This window comes from Nocardioides sp., assembly GCF_035576065.1.
Lineage (GTDB): Bacteria > Actinomycetota > Actinomycetes > Propionibacteriales > Nocardioidaceae > Nocardioides.
In genome coordinates this window covers 163185-175720 of record NZ_DATLWX010000043.1, presented here as the reverse complement: position 1 = coordinate 175720, position 12536 = coordinate 163185, and the positions used below count along the sequence as shown (strand labels likewise).

The following is a 12536-nucleotide window of genomic DNA, read 5'->3' as shown; positions in this document are numbered from 1 at the left end:
GCGCTCGTACCTTTCGGCGCCGATCACGCCCGCGGCTTCGAACTCGACGAGCTCCTGCAGAACGGTGCGGACCGACTCGCGGATCATGTCGACACCGTCGCCGGTGCGGAACGCTTCGAGCAGCTCGGACAGGGCAGACTGAGACAAGGCCATCGGTGGTTCTCCTTCAGTGCGTGACTTGGTCGTTTCACACCGAAGATCCCGCCGATGGCCGCCTACTTCACGCAGCCCCGCCGATTGACCTCAAACCCCACCACTCCACGGGACTCTCCTCGCGTCCACCCCTCCAGGACCTCGCGATCACCAGAGCGCAACACCAGAGCCGGAGCAGGATGATTCGCCATGCCCCCATAATTTCAGACCCATAGCGTTCATCTATTTACGACACGCGGCACTAGTGACAGCGGTCCTCGGAGTGCTGCTGCCCGGCTTGCTCCCCATCCCTGACCGGCCTGACCGGCGTGGCCGCTCGCGCAAAGCGGCCACGTGCGACGCCAGCGCGCGCAACGGCGTTGATGTGAAGGATCCAGCGACCGAGCGCGGCCCCCCGCGACCTACGACCACTCCGGAGTGTCCGTCGCCGCCGGCCTCTCCCGACGATCAGTCGGTCCACGTCCAGGTGGACAGCACAACGTCGGTGACCTCGGCACTGTCCTCCAGGGGGACGTCCGTGCTGAAGTTGAACGACAATGTGAACAGTTGATCGCCCCGAAACAAGTGGAACGAATCCACCCTGGTCGGGCCGTAGTCGTAAAGGTCAGAGCCGGGTGTCACCGAGCTGGTGTGCAGGACGTCGCTATCGCCCGCGACGGTGACACGTTCGACCTCGACGTCACTTTGACCGCCCGCCTCGAGTCTCTCCTTCGCGCGCTCTTCGATCCCGTGCGATGTCGCCGCGCTGGCGGGCAAAGTGAATACAGCGACCTTGTCGACCCATACGTCTTGTTCGTCGGCGAGGTCGACAGCGACGCTGTCGTAGTAGCCCTCTGGCTGCTCTGACGGTGGTCCCCAGTTCGGAGGCACTCGGTAGGTGTAGGCGCTGCCGGTGACGAGCAGGCCAGTGGCCCGCTCAGGCCCGACCGTGCAACCTGCGAGGACGAGCGGCAAAACGAAGGCAGCAGCGCGAAGCACGAGGGGCACGCTAGTCGCAGGACTGGTCCTGCGCGGGTGTACGTCCATATATCCGCTGGTATGTCAGCCATCGCATCACAAAGTCGGACTTGTCCGCAGTGCGCCACTGCTTCGATCTCAAACCGGGTTCGGAGTCGGGAAATTCATCGAGCGTGCTAGGTACAGTTAGGCGGGCTCCCGAATCTCGGCATGTTCGTTCAGTCCGTCCGGTGACTTGTTCCGGTGAGGGGCCCTCTTCGGGCGGGGCGCCGTGGCTACGGGGGCGGGGACGCCTACTTTGACGCCAAGCCACTGATCGACCGATCTCGCCAAACTTTCCCGCGAGGCCGCCGTCAATCTTCCCTGCATCTCGACAACATCTGCGGTGGCAGTCGTCAGCTGTCAGCAGGACCAGGGAAACGCCGGATCAAGCACGAGCTGTCGGCAGACGCCTGGCTACATCGCCACGGCATGGGACCGACAACTCCTTGATACTTCGTCCAGCAACTGGATAGTTTGTCGGACATGCCTGACCTTTCGCTCCCGAGTTGGGTCACCCCGCTGGTCCCCGTGTGCGAAGCCCTTGCGTTGCTGCTCGCTCCGCACGGGGAGGTCGCGGTCCACGACCTCGCGACCGAACGGATCGTGGCGCTGTGGAATCCCATCTCCGGCCGACAGGTCGGGGACGACTCCCAGATGGACGAGCTGCCCGGGGCGCGCGGTCAGGGGACGGTGTTCGGGCCGTACCCGAAGGCTCTGCTCGACGGGCGGTCACTGACCTCGGTCAGCGCGGTCCTGCACGACGAGGCCGGTGATCGACGTGGGCTGTTGTGCGTCAACCTGGACCGCACACCGTTGGACCACATCGCCTCGATCGCCACCTCGCTGCTCGCTGCCACGACGACGCCACCCCCCGAGCTCTTCGAACGCGACTGGCGCGAACGGATGGCGCTTCGGGTGCAGCAGTGGTGCCGCGAGCGGGCTGTGCGGCAGGACTCGCTGGGCCGCCAGGCGCGCCGGGAGCTGGTCGGTGTGCTCGACGCGGAGGGGCTGTTCGCCGTACGCGGCGCAGCCGGCCTTGCCGCTGAGGCGCTCGGAGTGTCGCGAGCGACGGTCTACACCCTGCTCAAGGAGACCCGCTCGACAGAGGAGACACAGCCATGACCGCCCCTGCACCAGCTGGTGCCCGCCTGCCCGACTTCCGGTTGGAGACGTTCTTCTCCCGGTGGGAGTTCGCGGCGAAGCATCACCTCACGGCCTCCGACGCCGAGACCATGACGCTGCGAGAGCTCCTCGCCCTCGGGACGGAGGACGCCCGGGCCTTGTTCGCCGAGCTGCCACTGGGCTACACCGAGACGTGGGGTACGACGCGACTGCGCCAGGCGATCGCCGGCACCTACGCCACCTGTGGCCCCGAGGACGTCCTGGCCTTCGCCGGCGCGGAAGAAGCCATTTACTGGGCGATGCAGCTGCTGGCCGGACCAGGGGACCACGTCGTGGTCACGGTGCCGAACTACCAGGCACTCGAGACGGTTCCCCGTGCCGGCGGCGCTGAGGTGTCCGGGGTGCTGCTGCGGGAGGAGGAGGGTTGGCGCCTGGACGTCGACGCGGTCCGCGCTGCGCTCCGACCCAACACCACCCTCCTCGCCGTGAACTTCCCGAACAACCCCACCGGCGCCGTGCCTGATCACACCACGTGGCGGGCGTTGGTCGAGCTGTGCGAGGAGCGCGGCATCCGCCTGCTCTCCGACGAGGTCTATCGCGGGCTCGAGCTCGACCCGGACCGGACCCTCACCCAGGCGGCCGACATGTCCGCCACTGCCGTGTCGATCAACGTGACCTCGAAGTCCTACGGGCTTCCTGGTCTGCGCGTCGGCTGGATCGCCTGCCGTGACCATGCGCTGCTCGAAGCGCTCGAACGGCACAAGCACTACACGTCGATCTGCAACGCGGGACCGAGCGAGCTCCTCGCCTCGATCGCCCTGGGGGCCGGCGACCAGATCCACGCCCGCAACAGAGGCATCGTGAGCGAGAACCTGCCCCTGTTCGGCGCCTTCTTCTCCCAGCACGCCGACCTGTTCGACTGGACACCGCCCGACGGTGGCTGTGTGGCGTTCCCCCGCTACCGCGGCAGCGACGGGGTGGAGGCCTTCTGCCAAGAGCTCGTGGAGACCGAAGGCGTGCTGCTGCTCCCGGCGAGCGTCTACGCCTCCGAGCTCGGCTCAGTGCCGGCCGACCGGTTCCGGATCGGTGTCGGGCGACGCAACCCCGCCCCCGCGCTGGCCGCGTTCGACCGCTTCCTCAGCTCGCGCGCGACCCGACACCGGTGACGTCAGCGCCCTCCTCCGCTGCTCCCCGGCAAGCTGCCAGGTGGTGGCGTCTCCGGCGTCTGTGATGTTCACCGTCCAGCGTGACAGCGGACCATTCGGGGAGGAGTGGACGAACTAGACGAGGACCTCTTCGACAGTGCCGCGTGGACGAATCGGTCGGTCTGCATGATCACTGGTCGTCCGCGACCGACGACCATTCGCAGGTGGTGCAGACTCAGGCCATGAGCCAGTTGCCGCCGCCATCGCCGTACGACAGGCAGCCACCCTGGGGAGGCGCTCCGCCGCCGCGCCGGAAGCGACCCCGGATCATCTGGTTCTTCATCGGCGGCGCGCTCCTGGTGCTCGCGCCGATCGTCTTCGCGGGCGCGCTCTTCACCGTGCTCCGACCGCTCAGCCAGGAGGACGCGGTCTTCGCCGCCAGAGACTCCCCGGTGCAGCTGGACCTGGCCGCCGGGGAGGAGCGGGCGCTCTTCACCGACAGCGGTGCCTCGGCGGACTGCTCCGCGGTCGACGGGAGCGGCGAGGCTGTGGCCTTCCGGCCCGTCACCGGCGAGTTCACGTACAACGAGTGGACGGCCGTGTCCCGCTTCGACACCGGGGACGGCCAGGTGACGTTCACGTGCGCGGAGCTCGCCCCCGGTTCCGAGCTGCGGATCGCCCAGCTCCCCTCCACGGGGAGCTTCGTTGCCGGCATCATGATCGGGGTCGTCGCACCGCTGCTGCTCGGGGGGATCGGCTTGCTGGTGTTGATCGTCACCGGAGTCCTCTACGCGAAGGGTGCGCCGCGCATCTCGGACAGTGATCACGCCGCGCGTGAGTAGTCAGACTCACGCATCACGCCGCTGATGCGGGCACACTCCTACCTGGTCGACACCTGCGCGACCATTCGTGGCGGGGGCTCCCGCTGCCGGGCGTACCAAGGAGTGTTTCGGTCGTGTCAGCACAGTCTTCGTTCGAATGTCCCAACTGCGGGACCTCGCTCACCGTCGGGACCACGACCTGTGGGCGCTGCCAGATCCGCCTGACCGGCCCGGAAGCCGTCCGGCTCTGGGAGGTGGACCAGCAGATCGGTGCGTTGAGCGCCGAGAGGAAGGTCCTGATCGGTGCTCTCACCGGGTCCGGTGGGCGACCGGCCCCTGACCCCTGGGTTCCCGCCCCGGTCGCACCGACGCGCAGCCAGCTCGCGCATTCGGGACCCGGACCGGCACCGGCACCTGCGCCGTACGCACCGAAGAAGTCCGTGTCCGGGCAACAACTGCTGCTCGGGCTGGGCGCACTGCTCCTGTTGTCGGCCGCGTCGTTCTTCCTGCTCGTCGTCTGGATTCTCGTCGGCGTCGTCGGCCAAGCGCTGATCATGGTCATGCTGACCGGGGTGGCCGTGGCCGGCTCGGTATGGGCCACCCGTCGCCGGTTGCCTGCTGTCGCGGAGACGGCCGCGATCATCGCAACCGGGTTCCTGTACCTCGACCTGTCGGGAGCACATGCCCGCGGCCTCTTCGGGCTGGACAGTCTCTCGTACGCCGACTACTGGGTCGGCGCCTCGGTGGTGGGCGGGGCTCTGCTGGTCGGCTGGGACCTGCTGGTTCCTCGTCTCAGGGAGGGCGTCGCGTTGCGGCGGATCCTCACCTACCGCCCCGCCGCGGCCGTCCTGTTCGCGGCGGCCCCGTGGTTCGTGATCGCCTCGACACTTCCCGAGCGGGCCTGGCTGTCTGCCGCGATGCTCGTCGTCGCACTGACCAACCTGGCGTGTGGGCTGGTGGCGCTGAGCGTGGACGAGGCGCCGGCGACGCCGACGCCCGGGCCCTTCGCCCCCGACGCGCAGGAGGCGACGACCAGGCGCCGGCTTCCCCTCTCGGCGTTGGTGCTGTTCGCGTCGGCGGCGCTCGCGACGCTGCTCTACGCCCTGACCGGTCTGGTCGCCGGCTACGACCCGTTCCTGCCTCCCGCTGAGCGATACTCCGCCTTTGCGCTGCTGATGCTCGTCCCGGTCGCGTTGACGGTCGTGTCCACACGCGTCGGCTCCCGGCTCACTGCCCGGGTCGACCCCGCACACACTCGGAAGATTCCCGCGGCTGCCGTCGCGTGGACTGCTCCTGTCCTCGGCATCCCGCTCATGGACGCCACCTACCCGGTGTTGGTCGCCGTGTCGGTGCTCGTCGCGATCGTCGCGACGTGCCTGCACCTCGGGCTCGTCAGGCCCGCTACCGAGACGGGGGCGCGTTGGTTGCAGGCCCTGTCGGTCGCGGCGTACGTCGCCCAGCCGCTGCTGCTCGCCGTCGTCTCGGTGCTCGTCCTCGCCGAGCACGTGTCGCTGCGCATCATGATCTCCTTCGACCAGCTCGCTGACACGGTCCAGGACCCCTCGGTCCTCTGGATGGTGGTCCCCGGAGCCCTGTGGGCACTGTCCTCGACCGTCGGTGCGGTGCGTCGTCGCTCTGCGACCTGGGCGTTCGTCGCCGAGGTCGCCCTGCTGTGCACGCTCGTGGCCGCGCTCGTGGAGACAAGCGCTCAGACGTGGATGACGGTCCTGCTGGTCGCCTTCGCCGCGAACGTGGCGCTCGCCTGTGTCGCGGTGCGTCGGGGCTCCTACGCCCTGGTCGCCCCGGCAGGGGCCCGGGTCCAGGGCGACCCGTTCTGGGCTGGTGTCGACCGGACGGCGGTGCTCTTCGGTGCGGTGTACGCCCTGGGGGCCCTGGCCTCCACGTTCGAGCTCTCACCGGGTCGCCAGTCGCTCGTGCTCGTCACCGCCGGAGTCCTCATCCTCGTGTACGCCGCCGCCCCGGCCCGGCTCCCGTTCGCCTACCTCGGGTCGCTGGCCATCTCGGCCGGCACCGCCAACCTCGTGCGCGAGGCGGGCGTGGAGACCACCGAGGCATACACCGCTCCCCTGGTGCTGCTGCTGGCCGCCATCGGGTTCGTGCAGTGGACCCGCAACAAGATGCTGCCCACCTTCCTGACGATGGGCCCCGCCCTGGCGGTTGCCATGGGTCCGTCGCTGCTGACCTCCCTCGGCGAGGGCGACGAGCTCCGACTCGCAGCCGTCACGGTCGCCGCCATCGTCATCCTGATCGTCGGCCTGGCGCAGCGCTGGAAGGCGCCTGTCACCGCAGGCGGGCTGGTCCTGATCGTCGTCGCCATCACCCAGGGCGGGCCCTACGTCGCCTACGTGCCGACGTGGATCACCCTGGGTGCCGCCGGCGCGGCGCTGATCGCAGCCGGCGTCGCCTGGGAGATGGCCGTGGTCGCAGGCCGCCGCGCCACGACCTGGTACGGCTCTCTCCACTAGGCCAAGGCCTGTGCTGAGCCTGCGACAGCGGACCTCCGTCGGCGGACACCTGGGGACCCAGAACCACTGCGTGGGAAAGTTTTTCGCGGTTAGGGTTGCGGACGATGTCGATCTGGACCGATCTCGCGTGTCGAAGAGGTGTCGGGCCTGACGAACGGGCCCCAACCGAGAGGAACCGAGATGTCGCAATACCTGATCTTGATCTACGAAGCCGAGGCCGAGTACGCGACGGCGTCGCCCGAGGTGATGGGGGAGATCATGGCGGCCCACGGAGCGTTCGCGGCCGGCGTCGAAGGGCTCGGGGCAAAGATGTTGGGCGGCGCCTGGCTGCAGCCGACCTCGACGGCCACCAGCGTGCGTGGGGGTGCTGACGTGACGGACGGCCCGTTTGCGGAGACCAAGGAAGCACTCGGCGGCTACTACCTCATCGACGCTCCCGACCTGGATGTCGCTCTCGCCGTGTCGAAGACGGTGCCGGCGCGCTTCGGCGGCGTCGAGGTCCGGCCCGTCTTCGACATGGAGAGCTGAGACGCAGGGACGCTGCCAGGACGGATGGGCGTGAGCCACGCTGACGCCGCGCGCGTCGCGGCCGCTGTCGCCGAGGCGCACCGTCGCGAGTGGGCCTTCGTGCTCGCCGCGACGGTGCGCGTCACCCGCGACCTGGATCGCGCCGAGGAGTGCGCCCAGGAGGCGTTCGCTGCTGCCCTGACCGACTGGCCCCAACATGGCATTCCCGCGCGCCCGGGTGCGTGGCTGACGACGACGGCTCGACGGCGGGCACTCAACGTCATCCGGCACCTGGGTGTGGAGGCGCGCCATCTGCCCCTCCTGGTGGAGGACGTCGTCGCTCCGGGCCCGGACGAGCTCTTCGAGGAGGAGTCCCTTCGCATCCCCGACGACCGGTTGCGCCTCGTGACGACCTGCTGCCACCCGGCCCTGGACCAGCCCGCCCAGGTCGCCCTGACCCTGCGCCTCCTGTGCGGCCTTTCCACCGCCGAGGTGGCCAGGGCGTTCTTGGTGAGCGAGTCCACGATGGCGGCCCGGATCACCCGGGCCAAGAAGAAGATCGCGGTCGCCCGCGTCCCCTACAAGGTGCCTTCGGCGTCCGACCTCCCCGACCGGATCGAGGCCGTCCTGTCCGTGGTCCATCTGCTCTTCACCACCGGCCACACGGTGCCGGCCGGCTACGAGCTCGTCCGGCGCGACCTGGTGGAGCGGTCGCTGGAGCTGTGCCGGATGCTGCGCCGCCTGCTGCCCGGGGACCCTGCGGTCGCCGGTCTGCTGGCGCTCCTTCTCCTCACTGATGCCCGGCGAGAGACGCGGACGGCCCCCGACGGGCGGCTCCTGCTGCTGGAGGAGCAGGACCGCGACCGGTGGGACCCAACCGCGATCGCGGAGGGTGTCGAGCTGGTCCGGGAGGCGCTGGTCGCCCGGCCGCCCTCGCGGTATGCGCTGCAGGCGGCCATCGCCGCTGTGCACGCCGAGTCACCGCGGTGGAAGGACACTGACTGGGCCGAGGTCGTCGGCCTCTATGACGTGCTCGTCCAGATCTGGCCCTCGCCGGTCGTGGCGTTGAACCGGGCCGTGGCTGTGGGCTTCGCGTCGGGACCCGCCGAGGGGCTGGCGGCCCTCGATGCTCTGGCGGCCGAGCCGCAGCTCGCGGGCTACCGCTACCTTCCCGCCGCCCGTGCCGAGCAGCTCCGCCGACTCGGGCGCCACGGCGAAGCGCGGGAGGCGTACACGGAGGCGTTGTTCCTCACCGAGAACTCTGTCGAGCGGACCTTCCTCGAGGGCCGGCTGCTCGCGACAGAACCGCCGGAGTCGCCGGCCTAGCCGCCGAACGGCGGACAAAATGGATCGCGCACTCGGGCAGACTGGGCGCGTGCTCCTGACCGTCTCGACCACCCACCAGCCAGCGACCGACCTGGGCTATCTCCTCCACAAGCATCCCGACCGCGTCCAGGACTTCAGGCAGTCCTTCGGCACGGCGACGGTCTTCTATCCCGAGGCGACGCAGGAGCGGTGCACTGTTGCGCTGATGCTCGACGTGGACCCGGTCCGACTGGCGCGGTCACGGCGCAAGAACGCTCCCGACTTCAGCCTGGCCCAATATGTCAACGACCGCTCCTACGCGGCGTCCTCGCTGCTGGGGGTCGCCCTGGCGGACGTGTTCAGCACCGCGCGGAGCGGACGCTGCAACGCCAAGCAGGAGCTGGCCGACTCGGCCATCGAGCTCGAGATCGTCATCCCGGTGCTCCCGTGCCGCGGGGGAGCCGCGATCGCCCACCGCGTCTTCGAGCCGCTGGGATGGGAGGTCGAGGCCGAGCCCATCGCCCTCGACGACGCGTTCGCCGACTGGGGCGATTCGCGATACGTCCGGCTCCGGCTCACGGGGGTGGTCCGACTGGCTGACGCACTGAGCCAGCTGCACGTCCTGCTGCCCGTGCTGGATGAGTCCAAGCACTACTGGCAGGGCCCTGACGAGGTGGACAAGCTCCTCAGGTCCGGCGAGGGCTGGCTCGCCGGCCACCCCGAAAGGGGGCTGATCACCCGCCGGTACCTCGCCCGCACCGGCGCCTTGGCGCGGGTGGCACTCGCGCGCCTGGCCGAGCTCGGGGACGACGTCGAGGCCGCCATGGATCCGGCCGAGGACGAGGAGATCACGCAGTCCGAGGAGAAGCGGGTCCCCCTCAACGCACAGCGCCACGAAGCGGTGCACGACGTGTTGCTCGACCTCGGGGCCAGGTCGGTGATCGACCTCGGCTGCGGTCCCGGCCAGTTCCTGAAGCGCTTGGTGAAGAGCTCGTCCTTCACCCGGATCGCCGGCAGCGACGTCTCCACCCGATCCCTCCAGCACGCCGCTGCGAGGCTGCACCTCGACACCATGAGCGAGCGCCAGTCCGAACGCGTGCACCTGTTCCAGGGCGCGCTCACCTATGAGGACGAGCGCTACGCCGGCTTCGATGCTGCCGTCCTGATGGAGGTCATCGAGCACGTCGACCCGCCGCGCCTCGAAGCGCTGGAGCACGTGGTGTTCGGCGCCGCGAAGCCTCGCTCCGTGGTCGTGACCACACCGAACAGCGAGTACAACGTGCTCTACGAGAACCTCGTCGGCATGCGCCACCCCGATCACCGGTTCGAGTGGACACGCGAGGAGTTCGCAGCATGGTCCGACCGGGTGGCTCAGAGGCACGGCTACGGAGTCGAGCGGCGTGGGATCGGCGACCTGGACGATCGTCTCGGCACCCCCACCCAGATGGCGATCTTCACCAGGTCGGGGGGCACTGATGACTGAGGCACTCGACCAGACCCGCGTCGCCGTTCCCGCCATGGGACTGGTCGTCCTGATCGGGGTGTCCGGCAGCGGCAAGTCCACGTTCGCGCGCACTCACTTCGCCCCGACCGAGGTGCTCTCCAGCGACTTCTGCCGCGGCCTCGTGGCTGACGACGAGAACGACCAGTCGGCCACCGCGGACGCCTTCGACGTCCTCAACTACATCGTCGGCACCCGGTTGCGCCGAGGTTTGCTGACCGTCGTCGACGCCACGAACGTCCAGCAGGGCGCCCGTGCCTCGCTCGTCACGCTGGCCAAGAGCCACGACGTGCTGGTCGACGCCATCGTGATCGATGTCGGCGAAACGGTGGCGGTCGAGCGCAACAAGCAGCGCCCCGACCGTACCTTCGGCGACCATGTCGTGCAGCGCCAGCAGCGCGACCTGAAGAAGTCGCTCAGCCGGCTCGGCAAGGAGGGGTTCCGCCGGGTGCACGTCCTGCGCGGGACCGAGCAGGTCGAGTCGGTCCAGATCGTCCGGGAGCGCCCCTGGAACGACCTCACCGACGTCCCTGGCCCCTTCGACATCTTCGGCGACATCCACGGCTGCGCGTCGGAGCTTCGTACCCTGCTCACCTCCATGGGTTGGGAGCTGCAGTACGACGCCGGGCTGGCGGTCGGCGCCTCGCACCCCGAGGGACGCCAAGCCCTGTTCGTCGGCGACCTCGTCGACCGTGGACCCGACACCCCCGGGGTGCTTCGGCTGGTGATGGGCATGGTGGCGGCGGGGACTGCTCGGTGCGTCTCGGGCAACCACGAGGCCAAGCTGCTGCGTGCCATGCGGGGTTCGAAGGTGCGGGTCTCGCACGGGCTCGCCGAGTCGCTGCGGCAGCTCGAGGACGAGTCGGAGGAGTTCCGCGCGCAGGTGCTGACGTTCCTCGACGGGTTGATCAGCCACTTCGTCCTGGACGACGGCAAGCTCGTCGTGGCGCACGCCGGACTCAAGGAGGCCTACCACGGCCGGTCCTCGGGTCGGGTCCGTGCCTTCGCGCTCTACGGCGACACCTCGGGCGAGACCGACGAATACGGCTTGCCCGTCCGCTACCCGTGGGCCAACGACTACAGGGGCCAGGCCATGGTCGTCTACGGCCACACCCCCGTGCCCCAGGCGGAGTGGGTCAACAACACGATCTGCCTCGACACCGGCGTCGTCTTCGGTGGGTCGTTGACGGCCCTGCGCTACCCCGAGCGCGAGCTCATCTCGCTCCCGGCAGAACAGGAGTGGTACGAACCGGCGCGCCCACTCGTCCCCGCCACGCCAGACCGGGACGCGTCGGTGTTCAAGATCGACGACGTCGCCGGCACGCGCTGGCTCGAGACCACCCACGCCGGCAAGGTGAAGATCCCCGAGGAGAACGCCGCCGCCGCCCTCGAGGTGATGAGCCGCTTCGCCGTGGACCCGCGCTGGCTCGTCTACCTCCCGCCCACCATGTCGCCGGTCGCGGCCTCGCGGCTCGACGGGTTCCTCGAGCACCCCGAGCAGGCCTTCGACGAATACGCAGGCTGGGGCGTCACCCGTGTCGTCTGCGAGGAGAAGCACATGGGTTCCCGGGCGGTCGCCGTCATCGCCCGCGACGCGGACGTCGCGGAACGACGCTTCGGGGTCGGCGACGGCACGACGGGTGCGGTCTACACCCGCACCGGGCGGCCGTTCTTCGCCGACACCACCGCGCTGGTCGACCGGCTCCGCGACTCGGCAGCACCGCTCTTCGAGTCGCTCGACACCGACTGGCTGGCCCTCGACTGCGAGCTGCTTCCGTGGTCGGCCAAGGCGCTCGATCTCATCAAGTCGCAGTATGCCTCGGTCGGTGCCGCGGCCCGGCAGGTGCTTCCCGAGGCGTTGGCCGTGCTGGACCAGGCAGCCGGCCGGGGCCTCGACGTCGGCGACCTGGCAGTCAGGATGCAGCGCCGGCTGACCAACGCCCGGGCGTTCCGCGACGCCTATGCGGCGTACGTCCGTCCGACCGACGAGCTGGAGGGTGTCACGCTGGCGCCGTTCCAGGTCCTCGCCTCGGAAGGCCGCGTCCTGGCACTCGCCGAGTCGCACGAGTGGCACCTCGCCGAGCTCGCCAAGCTGGAGGGAGACCTGATCACGCCGACGCGGCACCGCTTCGTCGACCTCTCGTCGCGCGACGAGCGGGACGCGGCCACCCAGTGGTGGCTCGACCTGACCGCCGGCGGCGGGGAGGGGATGGTGGTGAAGCCCGCCCACCTGACCGAGGGGCGCATCCAGCCCGGGATCAAGGTCCGTGGCCGCGAGTATCTCCGCATCATCTACGGCCCCGACTACACCGACTCGCTCGGCCTGCTGCGTGATCGACACCTCGGCAAGAAGCGCCAGCTCGCCCTGCGCGAGCACGGCCTGGGACTCGACGCCCTGGCCGCGTTCGTGGGACACGAGCCGCTGTGGAAGGTGCACCAGGCCGTCTTCGCCGTGCTCGCGCTGGAGTCCGAACCGGTCGACCCGAGGCTCTGAGGG

9 protein-coding genes and 1 pseudogene are annotated in these 12536 nt (G+C 69.5%); 8 read left to right on the top strand and 2 right to left on the bottom strand.

Annotated features, from left to right (window positions below; translation table 11 throughout):
* Nucleotides 1-153, bottom strand: a pseudogene (locus VNJ48_RS19975) (IS256 family transposase); the annotation flags it as partial.
* Between the two features lie 447 nt (nucleotides 154-600).
* Nucleotides 601-1131, bottom strand: a complete 531-nt coding sequence (locus VNJ48_RS19970) for a hypothetical protein (protein ID WP_325605402.1) — start codon at nucleotides 1129-1131, stop codon at nucleotides 601-603.
* A gap of 504 nt (nucleotides 1132-1635) precedes the next feature.
* On the opposite strand from VNJ48_RS19970, the gene VNJ48_RS19965 reads away from it, so the two are divergent.
* From VNJ48_RS19965 to VNJ48_RS19930, 8 genes are all read left to right on the top strand, one after another.
* A complete protein-coding gene (locus VNJ48_RS19965) occupies nucleotides 1636-2274 on the top strand; it encodes a helix-turn-helix transcriptional regulator (RefSeq protein ID WP_325605400.1) in 639 nt (212 codons plus the stop codon).
* A complete protein-coding gene (locus VNJ48_RS19960; protein ID WP_325605398.1) occupies nucleotides 2271-3440 on the top strand; it encodes an aminotransferase class I/II-fold pyridoxal phosphate-dependent enzyme in 1170 nt (389 codons plus the stop codon). Before VNJ48_RS19965 ends, VNJ48_RS19960 begins: the two co-directional genes overlap by 4 nt.
* A gap of 221 nt (nucleotides 3441-3661) precedes the next feature.
* The gene (locus VNJ48_RS19955) at nucleotides 3662-4261 is read left to right on the top strand and encodes a hypothetical protein (protein WP_325605396.1); all 600 of its coding nucleotides are present in this window, start codon (nucleotides 3662-3664) and stop codon (nucleotides 4259-4261) included.
* Nucleotides 4262-4374: 113 nt separating this feature from the next.
* Entirely contained in the window at nucleotides 4375-6726 is a 2352-nt protein-coding gene (locus VNJ48_RS19950) for an SCO7613 C-terminal domain-containing membrane protein (RefSeq protein WP_325605394.1), read from the top strand.
* 180 nt (nucleotides 6727-6906) lie between these two features.
* Nucleotides 6907-7254 carry a YciI family protein gene (locus VNJ48_RS19945; protein ID WP_325605392.1) on the top strand — a complete coding sequence of 116 codons (348 nt, stop codon included), beginning with the start codon at nucleotides 6907-6909 and terminating at the stop codon, nucleotides 7252-7254.
* 24 nt (nucleotides 7255-7278) lie between these two features.
* A complete protein-coding gene (locus VNJ48_RS19940) occupies nucleotides 7279-8559 on the top strand; it encodes an RNA polymerase sigma factor (protein ID WP_325605390.1) in 1281 nt (426 codons plus the stop codon).
* A gap of 49 nt (nucleotides 8560-8608) precedes the next feature.
* Nucleotides 8609-10021, top strand: coding sequence for a 3' terminal RNA ribose 2'-O-methyltransferase Hen1 (locus VNJ48_RS19935; RefSeq protein WP_325605388.1), 1413 nt, complete (start codon nucleotides 8609-8611; stop codon nucleotides 10019-10021).
* Nucleotides 10014-12533, top strand: a complete 2520-nt coding sequence (locus VNJ48_RS19930; RefSeq protein ID WP_325605386.1) for a polynucleotide kinase-phosphatase — start codon at nucleotides 10014-10016, stop codon at nucleotides 12531-12533. Before VNJ48_RS19935 ends, VNJ48_RS19930 begins: the two co-directional genes overlap by 8 nt.
* The last annotated feature ends 3 nt before the right edge of the window (nucleotides 12534-12536 follow it).